Origin of the sequence: Xanthomonas sp. WHRI 10204, from assembly GCF_040202875.1 — a bacterium.
Classification (GTDB): domain Bacteria; phylum Pseudomonadota; class Gammaproteobacteria; order Xanthomonadales; family Xanthomonadaceae; genus Xanthomonas.
Window position 1 is genome coordinate 398,367 of record NZ_JBEGDW010000001.1, and the last position, 24,811, is coordinate 423,177.

General features: G+C 60.9%; 15 protein-coding genes, 1 other RNA gene and 1 pseudogene. 8 read left to right on the plus strand and 9 right to left on the minus strand.

The annotated features are described in order from the left end of the window. Positions 1 to 2: 2 nt before the first annotated feature. The 8 genes and pseudogenes from ABQZ00_RS01870 to ABQZ00_RS01905 form a co-directional block, all read right to left on the minus strand. The gene (locus ABQZ00_RS01870) at positions 3 to 3,581 is read right to left on the minus strand and encodes a papain-like cysteine protease family protein (protein WP_323537743.1); all 3,579 of its coding nucleotides are present in this window, start codon (positions 3,579 to 3,581) and stop codon (positions 3 to 5) included. 9 nt (positions 3,582 to 3,590) lie between these two features. Further along, a complete protein-coding gene (locus ABQZ00_RS01875) occupies positions 3,591 to 3,914 on the minus strand; it encodes a hypothetical protein (RefSeq protein ID WP_055848325.1) in 324 nt (107 codons plus the stop codon). A gap of 220 nt (positions 3,915 to 4,134) precedes the next feature. Then, a pseudogene (locus ABQZ00_RS01880) lies at positions 4,135 to 4,233 on the minus strand (4-phosphopantetheinyl transferase); the annotation flags it as partial. A 195-nt stretch (positions 4,234 to 4,428) separates the two neighbouring features. Then, the gene (locus tag ABQZ00_RS01885; protein ID WP_323537742.1) at positions 4,429 to 5,343 is read right to left on the minus strand and encodes an AfsR/SARP family transcriptional regulator; all 915 of its coding nucleotides are present in this window, start codon (positions 5,341 to 5,343) and stop codon (positions 4,429 to 4,431) included. A 252-nt stretch (positions 5,344 to 5,595) separates the two neighbouring features. Continuing rightward, positions 5,596 to 6,048: a hypothetical protein gene (locus ABQZ00_RS01890; RefSeq protein WP_349777718.1), complete on the minus strand. Its 453-nt coding sequence runs from the start codon at positions 6,046 to 6,048 to the stop codon at positions 5,596 to 5,598. 68 nt (positions 6,049 to 6,116) lie between these two features. After that, positions 6,117 to 6,788 carry a methyltransferase gene (locus ABQZ00_RS01895; protein ID WP_115554574.1) on the minus strand — a complete coding sequence of 224 codons (672 nt, stop codon included), beginning with the start codon at positions 6,786 to 6,788 and terminating at the stop codon, positions 6,117 to 6,119. A gap of 135 nt (positions 6,789 to 6,923) precedes the next feature. Then, positions 6,924 to 7,574: an SGNH/GDSL hydrolase family protein gene (locus ABQZ00_RS01900; protein WP_323537740.1), complete on the minus strand. Its 651-nt coding sequence runs from the start codon at positions 7,572 to 7,574 to the stop codon at positions 6,924 to 6,926. Continuing rightward, complete coding sequence (locus tag ABQZ00_RS01905; protein WP_323537739.1) at positions 7,574 to 8,845, minus strand: pyridoxal phosphate-dependent aminotransferase; 1,272 nt, start codon at positions 8,843 to 8,845, stop codon at positions 7,574 to 7,576. The genes ABQZ00_RS01900 and ABQZ00_RS01905 overlap by 1 nt, the downstream gene beginning before the upstream one ends. A gap of 288 nt (positions 8,846 to 9,133) precedes the next feature. Here ABQZ00_RS01905 and ABQZ00_RS01910 point away from each other — a divergent pair, with 288 nt between their 5' ends. From ABQZ00_RS01910 to ABQZ00_RS01945, 8 genes are all read left to right on the plus strand, one after another. Next, positions 9,134 to 11,299 carry a type I secretion system permease/ATPase gene (locus ABQZ00_RS01910; protein WP_323537738.1) on the plus strand — a complete coding sequence of 722 codons (2,166 nt, stop codon included), beginning with the start codon at positions 9,134 to 9,136 and terminating at the stop codon, positions 11,297 to 11,299. Next, positions 11,296 to 12,717 carry an HlyD family type I secretion periplasmic adaptor subunit gene (locus ABQZ00_RS01915; protein WP_323537737.1) on the plus strand — a complete coding sequence of 474 codons (1,422 nt, stop codon included), beginning with the start codon at positions 11,296 to 11,298 and terminating at the stop codon, positions 12,715 to 12,717. The genes ABQZ00_RS01910 and ABQZ00_RS01915 overlap by 4 nt, the downstream gene beginning before the upstream one ends. Beyond that, positions 12,714 to 13,304, plus strand: a complete 591-nt coding sequence (locus ABQZ00_RS01920) for a hypothetical protein (RefSeq protein WP_323537736.1) — start codon at positions 12,714 to 12,716, stop codon at positions 13,302 to 13,304. The genes ABQZ00_RS01915 and ABQZ00_RS01920 overlap by 4 nt, the downstream gene beginning before the upstream one ends. A 286-nt stretch (positions 13,305 to 13,590) precedes the next feature. Next, positions 13,591 to 14,190, plus strand: coding sequence for a hypothetical protein (locus ABQZ00_RS01925; protein WP_323537735.1), 600 nt, complete (start codon positions 13,591 to 13,593; stop codon positions 14,188 to 14,190). 31 nt (positions 14,191 to 14,221) lie between these two features. Next, entirely contained in the window at positions 14,222 to 21,001 is a 6,780-nt protein-coding gene (locus tag ABQZ00_RS01930; RefSeq protein ID WP_323537734.1) for a calcium-binding protein, read from the plus strand. A 125-nt stretch (positions 21,002 to 21,126) separates the two neighbouring features. Next, positions 21,127 to 22,218: a ribosome small subunit-dependent GTPase A gene (rsgA, locus tag ABQZ00_RS01935; protein ID WP_323537733.1), complete on the plus strand. Its 1,092-nt coding sequence runs from the start codon at positions 21,127 to 21,129 to the stop codon at positions 22,216 to 22,218. Further along, complete coding sequence (locus ABQZ00_RS01940; RefSeq protein ID WP_055848338.1) at positions 22,218 to 23,480, plus strand: flavohemoglobin expression-modulating QEGLA motif protein; 1,263 nt, start codon at positions 22,218 to 22,220, stop codon at positions 23,478 to 23,480. Before rsgA ends, ABQZ00_RS01940 begins: the two co-directional genes overlap by 1 nt. A 160-nt stretch (positions 23,481 to 23,640) precedes the next feature. Next, positions 23,641 to 24,321, plus strand: coding sequence for a type 1 glutamine amidotransferase domain-containing protein (locus tag ABQZ00_RS01945; protein ID WP_323537732.1), 681 nt, complete (start codon positions 23,641 to 23,643; stop codon positions 24,319 to 24,321). Positions 24,322 to 24,329: 8 nt separating this feature from the next. On the opposite strand, the gene ABQZ00_RS01950 is transcribed toward ABQZ00_RS01945, so the two are convergent. After that, positions 24,330 to 24,400: non-coding RNA, sX9 sRNA (locus ABQZ00_RS01950), on the minus strand. Positions 24,401 to 24,811 lie beyond the last annotated feature (411 nt).

The window sequence follows — 24,811 nt, forward strand, 5'->3', positions numbered from 1 at the left end:
GCTCAGCCCGCGACCACGGCGTCGGCCGGTTGCGCGACCCAGGTGTTGCTGCGCTCATGCCGCCCATCGCCGAGCAGACGCAAGGCGATCCGCGCCTGCGGGTTGCCCTGTGCGAGCCCGCTGAAGCGGTAGTCCACGATGACGGCCAGCGCCGCAACACCGCTCACTGCATCCGCATCTTCGATACGCGCCGTCACCTCGACGCCATGGCTCAGCAGGGGCGGTGTGCCGGCAGTGATGCGAACCTCACCGACGCTGCCGTGATCGGCGACAAACTCCAGCGTGATCGGCAGCGGAGTCGCTGCACCCTCCAACGCCGGCCAGTCGTCGAGCACAAGACGGACATCGATGGCGGCGTTGCCGGAATCGATCGGCGTGGACACGGCAGGCTTGCGGCCTTCCAGCTGGTCGAGGGTCCAGCGACAAGCGCCCGCACTGCCGCGCACCACACTCATGCGGGTGCCGGCCACCCGGCTGGGCGTCACTGGCTCGCGCTGTTCGCCGGTGGCAGAAGTTGTCTCCAATGCCTGCGCACGTACCGCTGCTGGCGGCCTGGCCAGGCGCAACTGAGCACCGCCAAGCGATGCGGCGTGCGTGCTCGCTGCCGGTAGGTACAGCACACGCCAGTCGCCATAGTCGTCGGCAGCCATTTCACCGAATGCGCTTGCAAATTCCTGGAACGGCAACCAGTCGGCATAGCCCTGGTTGGGTGGGTTGAAGACGACCGGATCGTTGTCGAAGGTCTGCCGCGTATCCCAGGGATTGAGAATATTGACGATTGCGCTCGACGGATCGGCCAGATCGCCAGAGATACCGCTGAGCACCACCGCATGCGGCGCACCCACGATGACCACCCATAGCGGGCCATGCCGGTTCAACCAGTCCGCCCACTGTTGCGGCGTGTGGTACAGGCTGGTGTTGGAAGGTTGTTCGATGGCGTTAAAGCCGTAGCGCTGTCTGACCGCGTCCAGTAACTCGAAGCTATAAGAGGTCGATAGGGTGGTGCCGACCTCGTTGGCCAGCGTTTCCGGGTCGATCGACGCGTGGCGCCGATACGACAACAGCATTGCCATCGCCGCCGCCCAGCAGGCGCGCTTGTCCGGTTGCGCGATCAAGGGCACGTCGTATTCGTGGACGGGCGCATCGCTCAGCGAACGCGTGGACAACGACTGCGCAGTGGTCGGGTAGAGGATGCGCACCACCTCCGGATGGAAGCGTTCGCTGAAGGGAGCAGGCGCGCTGGCGCTGCCGCTGCCATCGCCCGCCATCAGCCAGCTAACGAGCTTGTCCTGGAAGCTCTTCCAGAGCCGATCGGCAGCAAAAAAGCCGATAAACGCGCCCGGTCCACCGGTCCAGCGGTCGGCACCACGGGTGTAGAACACGGTGGTGCCGTTGTCATCGCGGATTCCAAATTCGCGGTGACCGCTCACTGGATGATCACCGGACCATTCGGTATGCACAGTGGTGAAGCGCCAACGCGTCGGCTCTACCAGGCTTACGACAACCGACGCATTGTCGGGACCACCGATATTGACTTTGAAGACGGTGCCGACGGGAGTGGACGACTCCCATTGAACGTCGTCCACACCGCTGTCGTACGGGATGAATTCGCTGTAGGCGGTATCGACAAAATCGTTGAGATGCAGTCGTAGGTGTTCGAGAACCTCAGGACCGCTCCAACCATCGGGCAGACGCTCGCAACGCACTTCATAACGGTCCAGGCTGAGTTCGCCCTGTGCATCTGCGATGCGCTGAACCGACATCCCGCGTGCGCTGACGGCCTGTTCCACCGCGGCCGGTGCGCGCCAGTTGAACAGGTCGGCCCACTGCGGCGCGTAGCGCTGCGCGCGCTCCACATCGTCCGGCCCGATGATCAGTGCGCGTGCGTTGGTTGTGCTGCGTGGTGGTGCGGGTCGCGCATGCGGTGGGGACATTGCCTGCCCGGTCTGCATGGCGGAGGCAGACCGACGCGGCGTGGCGCTGTTCTGCGAGTCCTGTACGCCCAGCGAGAAGCTGACCGCCTGGCTCCAGTCCAGTGCTTGCTGGCGGATCCAGGCCAGCTTTGCGTCAGTCATGCGGCAACCCAGATTGGTCGTCGCGTCATGTTGGGCCACATGCACGCCGACCACGTGGGCACGCGGTGCCTCGGTGGTGTCGATGTAGTACACCGGCGAGCCGCTGGTACCGCCCAACGACTGCACATCGTAGGCAAACGTGTCGTCTGTCGGGAGCTGGCGGATGCGCCCACCGTGCATATGCTGGCGATCCGGGTCGATAACGGCATTGACCACCGTGCCTGCAGTGCTGCTATCGAGCGAACGCGCTGCATAGCCGCTCACGACGATCTGTTCTTCGCGTGATTGGGTCAGTTCTTCCAGAATATCGAAGTACTGCGGGTAGGCAACCGCGTTGGCCTCCGGCACGCGAATCAGTGCCATATCGAAATCGCGTTGGGATGCGTTGTAAGCGGGATGGATGACCCATGCATCCGAAGTGACCTGAAAGCGCCCGAACGGCTCGCTTTCGCTGGTTGTTCCTGCATCGTGTTTGCCGGGCACGATGATCAGCGCACGCTTGCCATCTACTACGTGGGCGGCGGTCAATAGCAGACGCGGCGCGATGAAGAATGCGGTGCCCGCCGGTTCTCCTTCATCGCTGTCATTAAGACGTCGCACCTGGCAGATCGCGCTGTAGGGCGCAACGGTGGTATTGACGACGCCAAATATCCAGCGCGCACTGCTGGCAAAGAACGCCAACTGCGCCAGGAGCGCTTCGCCCAACGTTGTGGGGCTGTCGTATTGATCGATCACGCGCAGTGCGTTGACTGGGGCCGAGCCATGACGCGGCGTCTGCGTCGAAGACGGCGCGCGCACAACTGGCGCCGAGCGTAGCGTCGGCACCGCCTGCGATGCGGGGCGCCAGCTCTGCGCGGCTGCGGTTGCTGCTGCGGCATCGGGCGATGGGGACGCGGCCGGCGGTGATGCCTCTGGTGACACGGTGGCGGCCGGCGTGGTTTGCGCGGGCGGCGTTGCGGAGGCAGGGGTTTGCCACAGCTCATCCGAGTACCCATCGCTGTAACCGCCGCGGCCCGGATCGCTGGCCGGCGCAGCCGCAGCCGCCGGCGCCGCGCCGACCACCGCATCGGCGCCCCATGCCAGCGACGCGCTGTCGCCGCCGTAGCCGTTGTTGCCATCGCTACGCGCGGTACGTCGCAGGCTGCGTTCGGTCAGCCCGGACAGCGAGACGTACATATTGCCGCGATCGGGCATCTGCACCTCGATCGGCCGCGCGCGGTCGCGTTCGCTGTAGGTCGCCAAGCCGAAGTACAACCGCGGCTGCCCGACAAAGCGTGCAACCACACTCGGCGGTACCAGATACATCGCATCGCGCCCCTTGGTGCCGGGCTGCACAAGACTGGAAAAAAACGTGCGCGAGGTGCGGCGGGCGCGGTTTTCCGGCTTGAGCAGCTCCGGGTCGGTGGCCAGCCCGATCTCGAACAGCGGGGTGTCGCTGCGCACGCTGAAGCTCAGCACATTGAAGCGGTCGTTGACGCTGTCGCGGGTGGCGCGGATGCGGGCCATACGGAACTCCTAGCGGCGCTTGCGGGGTGGAAGAGCGGCGTGCGGCGGTGGCGTGGAGACGGGAGAAGCGGGCAGAGCTGCAGCGGTATTCGGTGCGCTGTCGATGTCGGTCGCGATGTGTTCCCAGAAGCGTTGCTGGGTGTCGATGCCGATACTCTCCAGATGGGGTTGCATGAAACTCATGGCCTGCTCGAGATGACGGAAGAACGTGCGTTCGCCGGATTGCACGTGCTCGATCGAGCCGCGCCACTCCCGTACCGTGTCGTCGCCGTCGCCACGCTCTCCCCAAACCCGGACGATGAAGGCGGCGGTTCGGTCCTCCAGCAGTGCCATGCCCGCGCTCCGGGTGAGGTGGATTCACGCTAGGCCGCCTGCATCACCGATGCATCACCGCCAGATCACCGGTGAATCACCGCGCCGTCTTCCCGTGTGATGCAGCGGTGATGCATCGCGACGTGCAGCGCAGGCAGCGTCGGTCCACACGCCTGGTTGCCGGGGCGCGTACGGGTTGGAAAAGGAACAGCATGGGCAAGCGATGGCGCGTCACCAGCTAGTCGCCACGGTGGCTCCAGCCGGTATCCCAGTCGGGCAGCGCAGGTTGCAGAGAGGGTCGGTCGCGCGCATCGCGCAGCAGCGGCACCTCGGTCGGGTCGCACGCCGGGACAGCGGCATTCGCCTTATGCGGCAGGCCGCACTTCGTACGCCATGCGCCGGGCTCGCCGATGGTGCAGCAAGGCTGCTGCGCGCGATGGACCTGGCTGGTTGCAGTAGCGCGACGCCGCAACGAACACGCAGATACCCACGCGCTCGGCATCGGGCAGCGCGGCGTGCGCCAGTGTTGGAGAACTCAGGGTTCCAGGAACTGCAGGCTCAATTGCAGTTGCGCATCTGCCGCGGCCAGGCCACGACGTGCGTTTTCGATCAGCATCTGTGCGTGCTGGCCGGCGCTGTCGGCAAACGCGAAGGGGCGTGCAGCAGGTGCAGGCAGCGTCTCTTCTACGCTCGTCCCGATGGCACCGTCGGCAATGCGGTGATAGAGCGTCATCGTTTCGCGCATCGGTTGGATCGCCAGCTCGCGCCGCAACAGCTCGCGGCAGCGCTCGAACTGGCATAAGGCATGTGCGCGTTGTCCGTTGAGTACGAACAATTGCATCAGTGCGCGATGCACATCTTCGCGCAGTGCGTCGCTGTCCAGAATCGCTTGTGCATGCCGGATTCCTTCGCTGTAGTCGCGCCGGATCGTGGCGATCTGAACCAGGCGCCAGAGCGCGTTGAGATAACTGCGGCGATGTTTTTCGCGTTCGCGCAGCGCCCAATCGTCGGAGACATCCATCAGGATGTCGGAGCGGTACAGTGCGACGCCGCGTTGCAGTCCGGCGATCTCAGCTTCTGTCATCTGCTCGGGCGGCTTGCTCAGGCCTGGCGCGATATCCTTGCTGAATTCGGCGACATCGAGCCAGACGTCCATCGGGCCATCCAGGCCGATCGCACCGCGCCGGTCGCACACGATCAGATCGCCGTGATCCAGTGGCGGGGATTCGACGATGCGGCGCAGGCGCCACAGGGCGGTATTGAACGATCCCGCCGTCGCGCCGGCATCGCGTTCGGGCCACAGGCTGGCAATGAGCTCGCTACGACTGAAATACCGATGCTGGCCGATGGCCAGATAGGCCAGCAGACTGCCGCACCGTCCGGAGACCGCAACTGCGCGTCCTTCGTCCTGGGCAACAGAAACCGAACCGAACAACCAGATCCTGAACATCCTCGCCATCCTCGCTCGAATGCAGCCAATGTCCATTCGGCACACCTACGCCTGCGGCCCCTTCCGCGAGCGCCCCATGGTGGGCAAAAAGTCCGATCCACACCGATACGAGACATCCCCTTGTTGTCCCGGCATCCCGTGCCGTAGGACGGCCGGCGTGTGAGGGCGCGATCATGCCACGGCTGTTCGCGCAGGCGTAGCGATGGCGGACAGACGGCAGTCGCGTGTCAACCGCGCAGCGGATGCGCTGCGTCAGCATCGCTGACCATGCAGTCGACATCCTGCGGTCGACACCATGCGACGTTCGTCCTCCAAGGCCGTTTCCGGCGCCGGCACGCGAGGTCGAATGTGCTGCATCGCGCGCGGCTTACCAGGCACGGCCTGCGCGGCCGTTTTCGACGGGGCGGCTGCGGGCGAAGGCGGGCAGGCGATGCGCCTGCGTATTGACAGCGACACCGACTGGAAAACACCCATCAGCTTGTGTCGGCAAATTCGTCCGAGCGCTGCGGCCGCACCACGCCGTACGCCGTTCTGATGTTCGATCTGCACGATCGCCATGCGTTGTAGGTCAGCTACACCGGCATCTTCAAACCACGGAACAACCGCGACCGTGGTGGCTGCTATCTCGCCCTGCTGGAAGGCAATCGCTACGAAGTCGGAGCCAAGGGAGTTCCAGGCACCACGTTGCGTGCGTCGCGTGCGCACGTCAGTGATGGAGAGGGTGCATGCAGACGGCGCATCTGCTTGCACCGTTGTCGCCAAGACGGCAGTGCTCAGCGCGGCTCGGCCACGATCAACCAGTTGTTGAACGGCGTGTTGCCGTACAGCGGCGCAAAGGTTGCGCGCAGGCCGGCCGCATCCAGGTGGGCCTGCAGGCTGTCGCGGGTGGGGTAGCTGCGCGGCATGCGCTGCATCCAGCCGCTCAGATGCGCCAGCACGTCGGTCACGCGGCTGGTGCGTCCGCGGCCGCTGGCATCGCCCAATGCGCTACGAATCACCAGCTTGGCGCCGGGTGTGAGCATCTGCGCCACGCTGCGCAACAGGCTGGCCTGCATGTCCGATTGCAGATATTGCAGCACGTCCAGAATGGTGACGCTGCCCTGATGCTGCGGCCACGCGATGCTCAGATCGACCACTTCGAACTTGGTAGTGCCCAGATGCGAGCGTTGCGCGATGTGCTGCGCGCGGCGGATCTTGGAGGCATCCACATCCACGCCGTGATACGCCAGCGCCTGGCCATCGGCACGCAATGCATGCGCCAGCAAGCCCAGCCCGCAGCCCAGATCCAGCACCGGCGCAGTGGTGCTGCGCAGCTCGGCCAGCACACCGGGATACAACGGGTCGGTGCGCAGCTTGGCTTGCGTGTAGTAGTAATCGTAGCGGTTGCCGAGCGGATGCTTGGGCAAAAAAGCGCGTGCGATCGCCAGCGCTTGGGCGCGGCTCATCGGTTGGGTGGCGGTGCTGTGCAATGTCGTTCCTTGGCAATCAGGCGTGCTGCGCCGCTAGCTTAGAGCCAGTCGCCCCGATTGCGGTAGGCCCGGTTGGCGGTTTCGCGATGCGCGGCTGCGCGTCGTGTCGCTTTAGGCAGGCGTGTCCACAGATCCGACAGCGCCCAGCGCATCGCGCGCTGCAGGCAGCGCCATCGCTGCCCAACGCGCATACATCGCACCGGAGGGATGCAGGCCATCGTCGACCAGCATGTCGACAGCATCGCCGCCGTCGCGACTTGTGGCAGTGATGTCAACAAACCGCACTGCGCGCGCTGCGCAACGCTCTGCCGCCACGCCGTTGAAAGCGTCGATCTGCGCCGCGATCAGCCCCGCATCGCCGCCTTGTGCATGCGCGAATGGTGTCAGCCCCCAATCCGGAATCGACAGCACCACCACGCGCGCGGCATGACCGCCGGCAAACCCGATCGCACGCTGCAACAACGTATCGAACTGGCTGCGGTATTCGTCCAGCGAGCGCCCGCGGTACTGGTTGTTGACGCCGATCAGCAGACTGACCAGATCGAACGTGCCCTGCGGTGCGGCCGCGTCGATACCCGCCTGCAATTCGTCGGTGGTCCAGCCGGTGGTGGCGATGATCTGCGGTGGCGCCACGTTCCAACCGTGGGCACGTAGACCATCGACCAACTGCATCGGCCAGCGCTGCGCAGGCTCGACGCCTTCGCCGATGGTGTACGAATCGCCCAGCGCCAGATAGCGCAGCGGCGTACCAGGCGCCGCCATCAAGCGACGCTGCGCGACTTGAGTGGCACCACTTTGGTCACGGCCTCGGCACGGCGTGCCAGTGCGCGGTCGATGCGCGCAAATACATCGCGCATGACGCTGGCTTCCGGCATCAAGGTCACGCGGAAGTGATGGCGGTACGGCACGTTGAAGCTGGAGCCGGGCACGACCAGCACGCCTTCTTCGTTCATCAGATCCAGCGCGAATTCGTGATCGTCGAAATTGCGTGCGGCCGCGCCGACCACCGCCGGAAATGCATACAGCGCCCCGGCCGGTGCCACCAGCCGCAGATGCTCGCTGGCCGCACAGGCCTCGATCACCGCACGGCGGGTTTCGTACAAACGGCCACCGGGCGCACACAACGCGGAAATGGTGTCCGGCCCATTGACCGCGGCATCGATCGCGTACTGGCCCGGCACGTTGGCGCACAGGCGCAAGGCGCCGAGCAGGTCCATCGCGTTACGCAGGTCGTTGATGCGCGATTGCTCGCCCGACAGCAGCGCCCAGCCCACCCGCCAGCCGCAGGCGCGGTGCACCTTGCTCAGTCCGCCGAAGGTGATGCAGGGGTGCGCACCGGCCAGCGGCGCCACCGGCACGAAAGCCGCGCCGTCGTACAGCACCTGGTCGTAGATTTCGTCGACCATCAGCAGCAGGTTGTGCTTGGTCGCAATCGCCACGATGCGCTCCAGCAACTCGCGCGAATAACTCGCGCCGCTGGGATTGTTGGGGTTGATCAGCACGATGGCGCGGGTGCGCGAGGACACCAGCGTCTCGATCTCCACCGGGTCCGGCTGGAAGCCGTTCTCCGGCGCGCAGCGGTAATACACCGGGCGGCCATCGTTGAGGATGGTGGCAGCCGACCACAGCGGGTAGTCGGGCGAGGGCACCAGCACTTCGTCGCCGGGGTTGAGCAGGGCGCGCAGCGACAGGTCGATCAGCTCGCTGACCCCGTTACCGACAAAAATACGGTCAGGGTGGGCATCGGGGTGCTGACGACGCGAATACGCCTTGGCGATCGCCTCGCGCGCTTCCGGCAGGCCCTGCTGATGGGTATAGGGATCGGTGCGACCCATGTCGTCGGCAATCGCGCGCTGCAGATGCTCCGGCGCGCGGAACCCGAATGCACCCGGGTTGCCGATGTTGAGCTTGATCAGCTTGCGGCCCTGCGCCTCCAACTCCCGCGCTCGTCGCGCCAGCTCGCCCCGGATCTCGTAGCGGACTTCGGACAGACGCTCGCGGATGGCGAGCGGCTTTTGCGGGGTAGTGGACATGCGACGGGCCGGTTGTAGGCGTGAGGCTTGGCATGGTAGCGGAAATATGACAAGCGGACATGCTTGCATCGGCAACGATGTCAAGTGGGGCCAGCCCTGCTGCTCACTATTAGTAGGTATGGCCATTGAGGAATGACCCGACCGCCATCAGTGGCTGCGTCTCAGCCTGAGAGACGCCCGATTGAGAAAATAGATCGTCAGCGAGGGGTTGGCTGATTGACAGTTTCTTAACATCCCAAGATTCTATTCCGTCACTTGAGCCCGTCGGCTCTCAGCAAGGATCGCGTTATGTCAGGGGGAAGTGCGTCGCTCTCGTTAGTCGAGGGCGGCTCGTCGGTGGATGGTCGACCGGATCTGGGGCTGCAGGGACTCGTCCTTCTGGCGCAATTTCACGGAATTGCGGCCGATGCGGCGCAGCTGGCGCATGGCTTTGGCCGTGGGGGCGAGCCATTTGACGAGACCACATTGCTGCTGGCGGCCAAACAACTGGGCTTGAAAGCCAAGGTCGTTGCTCAACCGGCCGCGCGCATTGGCATGGCTGCCTTGCCGGCTCTGGCACTGGTGCCAGACGGGGACGCCTTCATCGTGGCCAAGGTTGGTGCGGATCAGATCCTCATCCACGACCTGGTCGAAAAACGGCCGCGCTCCATCTCGCCCGCCGAGTTCGAGGCACGCTATCAGGGGCGGCTGCTGCAGGTGGCGTCGCGGGCATCAGTGCTTGGTGACCTTGCCAAGTTCGACTTCAGCTGGTTCATCCCGGCGGTGGTCAAGTACCGCAAATTGATGCTCGAAGTCTTCCTTGTCTCGTTTTTCATCCAACTGTTCGCACTGATCACGCCGCTGTTCTATCAAGTGGTGATGGACAAGGTGCTGGTCCATAACGGGCTGACAACGCTGGATGTCATCGCGATCGGGCTGGTCTCGATGGCCGTGTTCGACGTATTGCTATCGGGCTTGCGCACGTATGTCTTTGCCCACACCACCAGCAAGATCGATGTGGAGCTGGGAGCGCGGCTATTCCGGCATGTGCTGTCGTTGCCGCTGGCGTATTTCGAGTCGCGGCGCGTCGGCGACACCATCGCGCGCGTTCGGGAGTTGGAGAACATCCGTAACTTCCTGACCGGGCAGGCGCTGACCTCGGTGCTGGACCTGTTCTTTACCGTCGTGTTCCTGTCGGTGATGTTCTGGTACAGCGGCTGGCTGACCTTGATCGTGGTGCTGTCGCTGCCTTTGTACGCGACCATCTCGGGCCTGATCACTCCTGTGCTGCGCAAGCGTTTGAACGACAAGTTCGCGCGCGGCGCCGACAACCAATCCTTTCTGGTAGAGACGGTCAGCGGCATCGGCACGGTCAAGGCGATGGCCGTCGATCCGCGCGTGACGCGGACCTGGGACAACCAGTTGGCCGGATATGTCAGCGCCGGGTTCAACGTCACTCGCATCGCCACGCTGGGCCAGCAAGGTGTGCAACTGGTACAGAAGCTCACTGCCGTGGCAGTGCTGTTCTGGGGTGCCAAGCTGGTGATGGAGGGCAAGCTGTCGATCGGTCAGTTGATCGCCTTCAATATGCTGTCGGGACAGGTCACCGCGCCGATCATTCGCCTGGCTCAGCTGTGGCAAGACTTTCAGCAGGTGGGTATCTCGGTCGAGCGGCTGGGCGACATTCTCAATACCCGCACGGAGGTGCCGGGTAGCCGGCTGGCCTTGCCGCCGATTCGCGGGCAGGTGACCTTCGAACGGGTGACCTTCCGTTATCGGCCAGACGCGCCGGAAGTGCTCAACAGCATCGAACTGGACATCCGTCCCGGCGAGATCATCGGCATCGTCGGGCGCTCCGGCTCCGGCAAGAGCACCCTGACCAAATTGGTGCAGCGGCTCTACACACCGGAGCGCGGACGGGTACTGATCGATGGTCAGGATCTGGCGCTGGCCGATCCCGCGTGGCTGCGCCGTCAGCTAGGCGTGGTCTTGCAAGAGAATTTCCTGTTCAACCGCAGCGTGCGCGAGAACATCGCGTTGTCCGATCCCGGCATGCCGTTGGAGCGGGTGATTCATGCGGCCAAGCTGGCCGGCGCCCATGAATTCATCCTGGAATTGCCCGAAGGCTACGACACCACGGTTGGCGAACACGGCGCTGGTCTATCCGGTGGGCAACGCCAGCGCATCGCCATCGCCCGGGCATTGATCGGCGACCCGCGCATCCTGATTCTGGATGAAGCCACCAGCGCACTGGACTACGAGTCCGAACATGCGGTGATGAGCAACATGCGCGCCATCTGCAAAGGACGCACCGTGCTGATCATCGCCCATCGGTTGTCCACCGTGCGGCACGCCAATCGCATCGTCGTTGTGGAGAAGGGCCGCATCATCGAGAGCGGCTCACACGCCGAGTTGGTCGAGCGCCCGGAAGGCCAGTACGCACATCTCTATCGACTGCAACAGGGGACACCATGAAGCACCTGCTCCAGGGATGGCGCGATTTCTTTCTGCGTTACTTCAAGATCTTCAAGTCGGCCTGGGCGGTACGCCGCCAGCTCGACCCGCCTGAGCGCAGCGCCGACGAGCGTGCGTTTTTGCCTGCTCATCTTGAACTGACGGAAACCCCGGTCTCGCCCACCGCACGTTGGACCATGCGCATCATCATCGGCTTCTTCTGCGTCGCGCTGCTGTGGGCGTGCCTGGGCAAGCTCGATATCGTTGCCGTGGCGCCGGGCAAGACTGTGGTCGATTCACGGACCAAGGTGGTGCAGACCGCAGAGACTGCGGTCGTGCGCAGAATCCTCGTGCGCGATGGCCAAGCGGTGAAGAAAGGCCAGCTGCTGGTCGAACTCGACGCCACCGCCACCGGCGCCGAGTTCGCGCAGGCCGGCGACGCCTTGATCAACGCACGTCTCGCCGCGCTACGCCAGGCAGCATTGGCGGCCGCCATTGCGAACGGGCAACCACCGCAACTGGAGTCGGCGGCGGATCTCCCAGCAGAGCGCGTCGCCAACGAGCAGCAACTGGTCAGCAGCCAGTTCGATGCCTTCCAGGCACGACGCCACAATCTGCAAGCCAGCATTGCCCAGCGCCAGGCCGAGCTGCAGACCACCCAGGACGCGATCGAGCCGCTGGCCGAATCGGCACGGATATCCAAAGTGCGCGCAGAAGATTACGGCCGGCTAGTCGAAGGCAAGTACGTTGGCCGTCACGACTATCTGCTGCGCGAACAGGAACGGATCGCCGCAGAAAGCCAGCTCGCTACACAGCGCAACCGCCTGCAGGAAATCCGTTCGGCGATCAGTGCAGCGCAGGAAGAGTTGCGCGTATTAATCACCGACACACGCCAGCAAGCGCTGGATGCGTTGCGCCAGGCGAGCGAGCAGGCTGGCCAACTGACTCAGGACGTCGCCAAGACCGGCCAGCGCGACAAGCTGATGGCGCTGCACGCGCCTGTTGACGGCACCATCCAGCAGCTGGCCGTCCACACCGTAGGTGGTGTGGTCACGCCCGCACAGCCGTTACTGGTCGTAGTGCCGGCCGAAGAAGCACTGGAGGTAGAAGTCACCGTCTTGAACAAGGACATCGGCTTCATGCGGCCGGGCCAACCGGTCACCGTCAAGGTCGACAGCTTCCCCTACACCCGCTACGGCTATCTGACCGGAACGGTCGCCAGCGTCTCGCACGACGCCGCACAGGACGAAAAGCTGGGCTTGGTATTCCCCGCGCGCATCAAACTGGATGGCAGCACCTTGGAGATCGATGGGGTCAAGGTGCGGATGAGTGCGGGGATGAGCTTGAGTGCTGAGGTGAAGACTGGGAAGCGGCGGGTGATTGATTATTTGTTGAGTCCTTTGCGTCAGCATGGCTCGGAATCTTTGAGAGAGAGATGAAAATTATGAAACTGCTGACGCTAGTTGGTGTGGCCTTGGTCACGACATGTATGGCTGGCTGCAAGCAAAAGATGAAATGGGAGGAGCAGGTCTGGTTGGATGAGGGTCGCTTTATAAAGGTAAAGCGTCAGACAGAAGGAGCGATTGACTTTCCAAATTCTTCATCAATCGTCACGCGCCATCAAGAATTGAGATACGACCCGTTGCAAGTGTTCTGGACGGCAGAGGGGGCGACGCAGGCGGAATCTTTTTATATCGTTGGTCGCGATGCCTACCTTATTACAACGGCTGGTAAAAGCCGCGATAAATTCTGCATGGGGCGGCGTAAAGGAGATTTTTTGTTGAACGTCTTGCGTTGGCGTAACGGTAGAGTGCAGGAGATCGACCAGCACGAAGCTCCACTAGGTAAGATGCGAATGAATCTTTCCGGAAACGCGCACTGGATCCTTCGAAAGGATGGTTGGGCGGGAGGGGCGCAATACTTGTCATGGAAAGAAATTGCGAGAATTACTGGGCAATTTGACGATCAGCCGCCTAAGTTGGTCTCTGATTTTTATACTAGAGCGCCAAATCTATCTTGCAGTTAAAATGACTCGATAAATTTTCAGCGGGGGCGGGGCAAAAAAGTGAACGCGATATTATGGTCATGCCTCGAGAGAATTGCCGCAATAATTCATGTTTGTTTTCTTTACTGGGGTACGATGATTGGAGTTAGGTTGCCAAATCCCTGTGGATGACAGGGCTAATGTACGGGATTTTTGAAAGCATGCAGTGTGCTTACGCAATGCGATAAGTATTTCGCAAGTGCATTGCGGTTGAACTGGATGCGGTGTCTGAGCTTTTCCACAAGAACGATTTCACGAGGGCGAGGCGATGACGATGCGCGGATGGGCGATGGTTGGGGGTCTGTTGATGGCCACTGTGTTGGGTGGTTGCAGCAATAAGGACACCATGCGCTGGAAGGAGCAGGTATGGCTTAGCGATGGGCGGCGTATCGATGTAGATCGGTATTCGGTAGCACTGAAGAGTGGTTTTCCCAACTCGACCGATGGACCACCTATTTATCAGGAAATAAGCTATGCGCCTTTGGGGGTTCACTGGTCTGCCAAAAGCGAGGTGAAGGGAGTTCCGGAAATGCTTTCCTTCGATATCGTGGATGGTAACGCTTACTTAGTCGTTGTTAATGAAGGCCTCGATGAATTTTGTGTTGGTAAGCCGAAAGGAACCTACTTGATGAGTGTCTATCGTTGGCGCAATCGGGAAATGCAGGAGATAAATCAGAATGAAGCACCTATCGCTCGCATGGGAATCAATTTGTCGGGAACAGGGAATTGGGGTTTTCGTCATGCGGATAAACCTGTGGCCTATCTATCTTGGGATGATGTTTCCTACGTAACGGGACAAGGCAGTGCGGGCCCGCCGATGCGAATTTCTGAGTTCTACAGTGATCGTAAGTACGCGATCTGTAAATAAATTTAAATTTAAACAAAAGGAGTAAATGGCTATGGATTTTAGCAAACTTCAGTTTGATTACGCGCAGCTGGCCGCGAACGTTTATGGAGCGAAGTCCAGTGTGAGGTCGGAACTGAATACTGTTCAGCTCCCCGAAGGATGGCGCCAGATCGACGAGAAAATCTTGCAGAGCGGATTCATGGCTAGGGCCTATCGCAATGCGTCCACGGGGGAGGTGGTGGTCGCTTATGCAGGGACGACTCTAGAAGAAGGTCACTCGCTTGATGACTGGATCACGGGAAATGTGCCAGCAGGCGTAGGCGGGTTCTCCCAACAGGTCTTCGAGGCCATAGAGTTCTACCTGAATGTACTAAGCTTGCCGGTCGTGGACCCAACGAAGACTAGTTTCACCGGTCATTCGCTAGGTGGCGGGCTCGCTTCGTTGATGGCGGTCTATTTCGATAAGAAAGCGACTGTCTTCGATCAGGCGCCTTTCGAGAAGTCGGCGGCAACGTCTACCTACGACCTGTATCTGGAACCATTGAAGTACGCAGGCTACACCCTTCCTCAGGAATTTAAAGACTACGATCTGCTCAATTACAACGAGCGGAAATCGAATGTGCAGCAGATCGTGGTGGCAGGCGAGGTGCTCAGCTACGTAACGGAAAATTCCCTCAAGATCAACGATGGAAATCCGCTTGTACTCGATCCGGAAGCGGAAGATATCTTTGGCTGGGGCGGAAGCGCACGGGCTGACTTCGCCAAGGCGGTCGACCTGCACTCGATGACATTGCTTGCTGGATTCATGAATTCGGAAATTTTTTTTGAAGCCTCCAAAAATTTCAAAGAGTTGCTGCCGAGAATATTTCGGGGTGCATATCAAGATGTTGTTCCGACAAATCGTATTACTAGTACTTTGCTTGAATTGCTGGTCCAGCGCCAGATCGTAGGAGAGGGTTCGCTCGACACGCTCGCGGCTGACGTGGCGAAAATCGTGGGCACCGACCTGCGCGGTGTGAATGGTTCGTTCGTTCTGCGTGAAGACGGCTACGGAAAGGAAATTAATTTAGTCGCGAGCCTAGTAGATGTGGTGCTAGCTGGAATCTATAAGCAAGCAAACGGAAGAGCGCCCCAAGACGGATTCTCTGGACGCATGAGCGAAGTCCTGACTCGCGCCGATGGCTACATCAGATTCGACGCTGATACGCTTGGTAGTCAGGCACGGCGAGGCATCGAATCACTCAGCCAATATGTCTCTGCAAGAACACAAAACCTTGCCCTCGATACGAATCTTCTGGAGCACGCACGCTGGGGCGTCCAGGATGGCGTTACCATGCACTATGTCGGCTCCGATTTCGACGTGCGCTCGGACGTGGTAGTGGCCCTGCACGGCAGCAACACCATCGCAGTTGGCGGCGGCGACGATCTGGTCCTGGGCGGCGACGGCGACGACGATATCACTGGTGGATCGGGCGATGATCTTCTATACGGCGGCGCAGGATTCGACACATACCGCTTTCTTACCAACGAATCCCTTCTAGTCAGTGCAGACCGCATCTACGACAGCGGCGGCGATGGCGCTGTGTATGTCGACAACGTAGCAGTGACGGCAGGTGTCCGCCTGACGGAGACAACGTGGGCCGATTCCACGGGTAGCTTGCGATTGACCAAGATTGCTGACCCGGTCAATAGATTAATGATCACCAATCTGCTCAGTGGCGACACAATCCATGTCGAGCGATGGCAGAACGGTCAGCTCGGAATTTCTCTGGCGGGAGAGATAGGAGTTCTACCGCCGTCGGGTACAAAGTGGGACGGTGATCTAACGCCTGAAGGTGCCAACATCGATGGCGTCTTTCGAGGGACTGCGGAGGCTGAGGCGTTCTATACGGGTTTCGGCACCGATACCATCGACGCTGGCGGCGGTATCGACGTCATCAACGGTGGGTCTGGAAGTGACGTCATCAACGGCGGCGATGGCAACGATTTCATCGTCGAGGTCGCCAGGACGGCGCGTAATCTCGACCGCTGGATCGGCGCTCCGCCTACCGACAGGATGTTGGCCAGTGGCGTGGGCTTCATGATCGGTCTGCGTAGCGGCGACGCGGAAGATGCTCGCACCTACTACGAAGACGTCTTTCTAGGACTGGTCGGCACCATTCGGAATGGCGGGCCTTCGTTCTACCCCGACCCGGAACTGTTCGCCGATGGTGGCGATGTCATCGACGGTGGTGGCGGTTCGGATCTGATCATGAGTGGCGAGGGCAACGATGTTGTCGACGGCGGTATCGGCAATGACGTGATCTCCGGCGGCCATGACAGCGATATTCTGATGGGCAATGACGGCGACGACCTTATTTTCGGGGACCAAATCAACGGCGTCCTTGCAGGCGAAGAGCTTGCCAATCTGTCGTCTGCGGCGCGCGCTGACGGCAACGACATCATCGATGGCGGTGCCGGCAACGACGAGTTGCGGGGCGACGGTGGTAACGACCAAATCTGGGGAGGCCAGGGTGACGATGTCATCCTTGGCGACACAGTGGGAATGGATGCTTCGCGCCAGGGTAACGACAGTTTGCATGGCGGTGAGGGCCAGGATCAGATCTGGGGCGGCGGCGGTAACGACACCATCTCGGGTGATGCGGGTAACGACACTATCTTCGGTGATTTCGTTGTCGGTCAGCTAGGTCTGCAGTTCCATGGCGCCGATCGCATCAGCGGCGGTACCGGCATGGACTGGATCAATGGACAAGGCGGCGATGATGTCATCGACGGTGGCGATGATGCTGACACCTTGCTGGGCGGCGCGGGAGCGGACGTTATTACCGGTGGCGCAGGCTACGACCTGATTGCTGGCGACGACTTCGATGCACCGGAGAGCGAGCAGGGCAACGATACGATCGATGGCGGTTTGGGAGATGACACGATTCTCGGCATGGGCGGCAATGATCAATTGGTCGGCGGCGAAGGCAATGACAGTCTGTACGGCGACGATCAGCTAAGCATTTTCGCCGGCAACGACAAGCTCTCTGGCAACGCCGGCGACGACTACCTGGAAGGTGGCAGGGGTGACGACCAACTCGATGGTGGCACCGGCAACGACACCCTCATCGGTGCAGAAGGAAACGATATCTATCTCATCAAGGCTGGAGATGGTCATGATGTAGTGAGTGGCTTGGGTAGCCAGTCGGCGGGTAGCGACACCATCGCGCTAAGCGGCTTGTCGAGGAATCAGGCGAAGTTCGGGCGTAGTGGGAATGCGCTGGTGATGACATTCGGCACAGACCAAACAGTTCGCCTGGAAGGCTTTCTCTCGCGCGACAGTGGCGGCCACCGCATCGTCTTTGGCGATGGCTCGGCGATCGATCGCGCTGAGGCCTTGCGTTTAGTTGGCGGCGGTACTGCGGGCGATGATGAGTTGCAAGGCAGTGAACAGGACGATGAGCTGTACGGGGAGGGAGGTAACGACAGACTGTACGGCCAAGAAGGCAATGATTCGCTCAATGGCGGGGGCGGCAACGACCTTGTATTCGGCGGGGGCGGAAACGACTTGCTCGAAGGTGGCGACGGCGACGATCTTCTCGATGGGGGAGCTGGCGACGACCGCCTGTCCGGCGGAGCGGGCTCCGACGTTTTCCGCTACGGCACCGGATACGGCAACGACAGTATTGCCTTCGATCCTGCTGCCAATGTTCGGCAGGTACAGCTGCTTGATATCGTAAATCCAGCCGATATGTACTATTTGCTTAAGGATGGCACTCTGATAATAACCATGACCGAGACTGGTCAGAGCCTCACCATTGAGGGATATGTAGGCGCCAGTGGGCCAACCGCACAGATACTACTAGCAGATGGCACTGAACTTGTGCCCGAGATGTTGTGGCGCGGTGACGACGAAATCGCTGGAAGTTCGGAAAATGATAAGATTTATGGCTATGACGGTGATGATTATATTTCTGGTGGCTGGGGGCAGGATACGATCTACGGCGGCAGTGGCAACGATATGCTGCAGGGGGACTCGCATTACCGGTATTGGTGGATCGACGGAGGGCAGGACGATTATCTGGATGGCGGCGAAGGTAACGACAACGTCTACGGTAATGGCGGCAATGACACTTTGCTGGGTGGTGCAGGCAATGACTCGATTAGCGGGCAGGATGGTGCTGATATCCTGATTGGTGGAACAGGTGATGATGCACTTTATGGGAACGGAGGTTCAGATTTGTATGAGTTTGGCCGCGGCGGCGGTCGTGACATCATCCGGGAATTCGGATGGCTTGGCGAGAGGGGGCCACAGTTTGGCGATATCGACACGCTCAGGTTCGATGCCAGTGTGCTGAAGGAAGATGTCGTCGTATATCGAGACGAACGCTTCAGCAGTGCGTTGCAGTTTATGATCGAAGGCACCGATGACTCGATCACCGTAGTCGATTTCTTCGACTACTTGACTTACAACGCAAGCAATTCGATTGAACAGGTCTTGTTTACCGACGGCACCACCTGGGATTTGCAGGAAATTTTATATCAGGCCATGCGTGGCTCTCATCGCAACGACAACCTGATGGGTTTGTATGCCAAGGATGACTTCATCAATGCCGGCGCAGGCAATGACCGAGTGATGGCTCTGGATCGCGACGACACTATCCAGGGTGGGTCCGGCAACGACAGCATAGAAGCTGGTGAGGGCAACGATGTCCTGGTGGGTGGCAGTGGTTCGGACATTCTCTTTGGCGATGCTGGTAATGACATTTACCGTTTCGGCCTGGGATCTGACTTGGATGTCATCGCTAACGGCTCAACCGTACTCACCGATCATGATGTGATCGAGCTCGGTGAAGGAATTAGTACTGACAATATCCGCCTGGCACGCTCCGGCGATGCACTGGTGATCGATATCGATGGCCACACCGACCGGTTGATCGTTCTGGGGCACTTCAACACCGACGAAGACTGGAGCCGTGGTGGCCCTATTGATGCTTTACATTTCGCCGATGGCACCATTTGGGTTCAAGAGGACATCCTGGCAAAGCTTGTTGCACCTCTCGAAGCTATCGCGGTCAACATCGATGGTGTGCCCTATGCCGATCTTCAGGATGCTGGCGGCTACGTCATCGGCATCCAGAATACGTTGGGCGAGGTCCACCGTGAAACGGCGGGAGCCACTTGGTTCGATATCGGGCCAGGGGAGGCGCGCCTGTTTGGCGGTGCTTCCGGGGATACCTACGTGTTCGGCAAGGGCTATGGGAGCCAGGCGATACACGATGCCGGTGGAACGGATCGGATACTGTTCAACGCTGGCCTGTCGCCAGGCGACGTTACCCTTTACAGGCTGGGTGACGACATGGAGGTGCATGTGGAGAATCAGTCGCCACTTACCATCGTTGGATTTTTCAGCGAGGGCGGCAAGGCGGCGATCGAGTCGATGGCCTTTGCCGACGGGACCGTCTGGAACTCCGCATGGCTGCATGCCAGTGCCGTGATCCCGGACGTGGTCTTGAACGGGACTGCCGCTAACGACATCCTGCGTGGAAGCATCGGCAATGATCAGCTATTTGGGCTGGAGGGTGACGACCAATTGGAAGGCGGAAATGGTAACGATCTGCTCGATGGTGGCACCGGTGCGGATGTGATGCGTGGCGGTAAGGGCAGCGACACCTATGTGGTGGACAATGCTGGCGATTCGATTTTCGATAATGGATATGCCAGTGATCCCTGGATGAAAGAAATTAATACGGTACGTAGCAGTATCGATTATATGCTGGGAATAAACGTGCAGCAGTTGATCCTCGATGGCACTGCGGATATTAATGGGACTGGCAATGGGGAGTCCAATAACCTGCAGGGGAACGCTGGGCACAATATCCTGATCGGAGCGGCTGCGGATGATTATTCTTACCAGGCAGACTGGATGGACGGTGGTGCGGGGAATGACATCCTGATTGGTGCTTGGGGTAACGACACCCTTATTGGTGGGACCGGTAACGATCGCATGGAAGGCGGTGGTGGCGACGATCTCTACTATGTCGATAGCGATGGTGATGTCATCGTCGAAACTGAAGGCGAGGCCCCTGCAATCCCCACAGCAATGGCAATGCATTTCTCAAGCAAGGCGACTGTATCTTCTGGGGTTGCGTCAGGAGCACTTGGCATTCCCGCAATGGGCGAACATCCTTACCGCGATGGCGACACAGTAGCTGCCAGTATCGATTTCACCTTGACGCAAGATCTGGAGTCGCTGATTTTGGTCGGTACAGCCATAAATGGCACAGGGAATGATTTTAGCAATTCGTTAAGCGGGAATGCGCAAGACAATGTGCTAAGCGGCTTGGGTGAATACGACGCCCTCTACGGGGGAGGCGGTCGCGATTCCTTGTATGGTGGCGATGGCGGGGATGAGCTGAATGGCGAAGATGGTAACGACACGTTGGTTGGCGGCGATGGCGATGACCTCTACGTCTACACTGCTGGCCAAGGTCATGACACCATTGTGAATGTCGATGCCTATGGCGAAGACATGTTGCAGGTGAATGGAGCCGGCTTCGATCAGTTCAGCTTCACACGAATTGACGATGACATGGTCGCAACATTGAATGACCAATCCGGTAGTTTGATATTTAAGGATTGGTATACGGAAGCTGCCAACCGTGTCGACCGTCTGTACGATCAGAACTGGCTGGAACTCAGCGCAGACCAAGTTGACAGCTTGGTCGGTGGGGCGGAGCTGAGTCAATTGATCGGTGCGATGTCCCAGGGCGAAGCGGGCCAGGGGGCTCCTGCGCAGTTCTGGAGCGAACGCGGCAATCAGCCGCATCTCATGATCGCTGCAGTCTGACGGTCAGTTATTGCTGAATCCTTTCCCCGCAAAAGCCGTCATGGGTTTTGCGGGGTTTGACTTCGATCCATTTGTCATTGGGTGCTGGTGGATGACGCAAACAGCTGTGGGCGTAGAATCCCCCGATGAGCGACACATCCCCCAACTACTCCACCCTCCAATCCATCGGCTGGCCCTGGCCCGGTCCTCCTGAGGAGGCTGCCTGGCAGTCGGTGTTTGCCGCGCATCCGCAGGCGTTGCCGGCGCGGGTGGTGGAGCAGCACCGTACCGGCTATGTGGTGGCCGATACGCCGGAGGCCAGCCTCAAGGCCGAGTCGCTGCCGGAGTGGCAGCGGCCGCGCTTCCCGAGCCATGAGCGGGCGGCGGTGGGCGATTGGGTGCTGATGGAGGGCAAGCGCATCGTGGCGCTGTTGCCGCGGCGCACCTCGATCAAGCGCGGGGCGGCCGGTGAGCATTACCACCAGCAGGTGATCGCGGCCAATATCGATACAGTGTTCATCGTGTGCGGGCTGGATGCGGACTTCAATCCGCGCCGCATCGAACGCTATCTGCTGCTGGTAGGGGGCGGTGGCGCGCAGCCGGTGGTGGTGCTGACCAAGGCCGATCAGACCGAGTACGCCGAGGATGCCTTGGCGGTGCTGGAAGAGCTGGAGGCGCAGAACATCCCGCTGCGTGCGGTCAATGCCAAGGATCCAGAGAGCGTGGCAGCGCTGCGGCCGTGGTTGGGCGACGGGCGCACGGCGGTGCTGGTGGGCTCGTCCGGTGCGGGCAAGTCGACGCTGACCAATACTTTGCTCGGCACGCAGAAGATGAAGACCAATGCGGTGCGCGAAAATGATTCGCGTGGCCGACATACCACCACGTACCGTGCGTTGATCCCGTTGCCAACCGGCGCCTGCCTGATCGATACGCCCGGCATGCGCGAGCTCAAGCCAACCGGTGAGGAAGATCTGGCCGAAGGCGGTTTCTCTGATGTGGAAGCGTTGGCGGCGCAGTGCCGCTTCAACGATTGCGCGCATATTGCCGAGCCCGGTTGCGCAGTGCGCGCGGCGATCGATGCCGATACGCTGGATCCGGAGCGTGTGGCCAACTACATGAAGCTGCGCGAGGAAGTGGCCAGCGCTGCAGAAAAGCTCGCCACCCGTGTTGCGCAGAACAACCGCGGCAAGGGCTCGGGCAGGCGGCCGGCCAGCGTCGATCGTCCCGGACGGCGCTGATGCCATCGCGCAAGGGGCCGCCGGACATCGTCCATCACGCGGCGCTGGATGCGCGCCTGGTCAAGGCCGTGCGCGGGGTGCGTCTGCTCGCCCTGGCGAGCTGGCCGCGCTCGCTGCAGGAGCCGTTTCTGCAGAGTGTGGCGCGCGGACAGCCGGAGCTGCCGCAGGTGGACTACCCGGCGCTGGATTTTGGCGACACCCGGCGCGAGCTGGCCGCGATTGCGAAAGCCGCCGACCCGCATCACCCGATCGGCGCGTATCTGATCGATTCGACGCATAGCTGGAGCCTGGCGGCCGGTCTGCTGGAATCGCTGGGCACCAGCGCGGTCAGCGACTATTCGGCGCAGTTGTTCGGCGTGCCTGACGACCCGATGCCCGGCAACGGCCCGACTACGCGCGAAGCGGCGCGGCATTTCATCCAGATCGCGCAGGAACTCGATCGCGAGTTGCTGGCGCCGGAAGAGCAGGTGCCGGTATCTGCCACCGCCTTGCGCATGCAGCTGCAGAACGACCTGGATGCGTTCTTCGAAGGGCGCGTCATCACCGTCACGCTCGATCCGGATCTGCTCGCCAAGGCCGCGGCCGGCGCGCACCGGATCCGTTTACGCACCGGCGCTACCTTCAGCGATTACGACCGTGCACAGCTGTTTCATCACGAAGCGCTGGTGCATTCGCTCACTGCGCTCAATGGCCGCGCGCAGGTGCATCTGCCCAGCCTGGGCATTTCATCGCCACGCACCACCGCAACCCAGGAAGGCCTGGCGACGTTTGCGGAGCAGATCACCGGCAGCATCGATATCGAACGCATGAAGCGAATCAGCCTGCGCATCGAAGCGATTGCGATGGCGCGCTCGGGCGCCGACTTCATCGAGGTGTTCCGCTATTTCACCGAGAGCGGGCAGAGCGCAACCGAAAGTTTTTCGTCGGCGCAACGCGTGTTCCGCGGTGTGCCGACGGAAGGCGGCGGTGCGTTTACCAAGGACACCGTCTACCTGCGTGGCCTGGTCGCGGTGCACACCTTCTTCCGGCATGCCTTGCAGCGCGACCAACTGCAGCTATGCCGTTATCTGTTCGCCGGCAAGATGGCATTGGGTGATGTGGCGCGATTTGCGCCCTTGTTCGATAGCGGAGTGCTGGTCGCGCCGCGCTGGCTGCCGCCGTGGGTGAGCCGGATCAGCGGGCTGGCCGGCATGCTGGCGTTTTCGCTGTTCGCCAATCGCATCCGCATGGATCAGTTGCAACCGCCGGCAATGAATGTCTGAGATGGCACACAGCGTTCGATGAAATGCGCATGCGCGATCACATCTTGATCGCGTCGGTGAACCTGCGCATGCAAGCCTGCGCGTTCTACACGATGTTGCAACGAACCGGACTGCACACTGCACGCCTCGCCCGTTCTGGGCCATAACACGAGGCAATGCGATGAAAATCTTGATGGTGCTCACGTCCCACGACCAGCTGGGCGATACCGGCAAGAAGACCGGCTTCTGGCTGGAAGAATTCGCCGCGCCGTACTACGTTTTCAAGGACGCTGGCGCCGACATCACCGTGGTCTCGCCGAAGGGCGGCCAGCCGCCGCTGGATCCGAAGAGCGACGAGCCCGATGCGCAGACCGAGGCCACCAAGCGCTTCAAGCAGGATAGCGACACGCAGAAGGTGCTGGCCACCACGCATCGTCTTGCCGACGTCAAAGCCGACGATTTCGATGCGCTGTTCTATCCGGGCGGCCATGGCCCGCTGTGGGATCTGGCCGAAGACAAACAGTCGATCGCGCTGATCGAAGCCTTCGCCGCCGCCGACAAGCCGCACGGCCTGGTCTGCCATGCGCCGGGCGCACTGCGTCACGTCAAGGGCAGCGATGGCAAGCCGCTGGTCAACGGTCGCCGCGTCACCGGTTTCACCAATGGTGAAGAAGATGCCGTCGGTCTGACCAAGATCGTGCCATTCCTGGTGGAAGACGTGCTGACCGAACTCGGTGGAAAGTACGAAAAGAAGGCCGATTGGGCAGTACATGTAATTGCCGACGGCACTCTGGTGACCGGCCAGAACCCGGCGTCGTCGGAAAAGACTGCAGAAACCCTGCTGACGCTGTTGAAGGGTTGAGTGAGAGCGGCCAAGAAGCGCAGCGACTAGTCGTCAAGCGTGGACGGCGCGTAGGAACCGACGTGTATGAGTGGCACACGTCGATTCCTACCAACGCCCGTGTCTGCCTGGCGGCAATGCGCTAGTGTTGTTGATTGCTTTTAGCTGTCGAAGCGTTGTCGAAGCGTTGTATTAGTGGTGTGTGTGGGTTGTGTAGCAGTGTTCGCGGATGCGTGTCGCTGCCGCAAACTCAGGCTCGGCGGCATGAGTAACGCTACGGCACGCTTACTTAATAGCGAATCGGCACCGCTGCATGGTTGCTGCTGAATCCTGGGAGGCCTAGCCATTCCCGCGCAAGACACGTCAGCGCAGCGGCTCAAGACATTCCAGCGCAGTGGCTGTAAGACGCGCCCACGCGATGACGTAAGCACACGTGGTACCAATGCAGTAACGCTAGCCCCTCTCCCGTCGGGAGAGGGGTTGGGGTGAGGGTACGGTTGACGCATCGCCA